1 protein-coding gene is annotated in these 299 nt (G+C 71.2%); it reads right to left on the bottom strand.

Features of this window, described 5'->3' with window-relative positions:
• Positions 1-261 (bottom strand): glycosyltransferase (locus tag J0695_RS40885; protein ID WP_206969865.1); only part of this gene is annotated, 261 nt, incomplete at its 3' end.
• Positions 262-299: the final 38 nt, after the last annotated feature.

Here is a 299-nt window from a genome sequence, read left to right as displayed (position 1 = left end):
CTCGGCGGCGAGCAGCCCGGCGTGGCAGGCGGCGCCGAAGCCGCGCCGGGGTTCATGGACGACGGTCGCGCCGAGGCGCTCGGCGAGCGCGGGCGACCCGTCGGTGGAGCCGTTGTCGACGACGACGGCCCGCCAGCCTTCGGGGATGCGTTCCAGCACCCAGGGCAGCGCGGCGGCCTCGTCGAGGCAGGGGAGGATGACGTCCACGGACGTCGGAGGTGAGTCGGTCACGCCCTCACCGTACGAATCCGAAACGGACATAAGGGATTTCGAGTCCTTACGAAACACGGACGTCGCGC

It is taken from the genome of Streptomyces beijiangensis, assembly GCF_017315755.1.
GTDB lineage: Bacteria > Actinomycetota > Actinomycetes > Streptomycetales > Streptomycetaceae > Streptomyces > Streptomyces beijiangensis.
The sequence above is the reverse complement of the archived record's forward strand: the minus strand, read 5'-3'. Positions and strand labels throughout refer to the sequence as shown.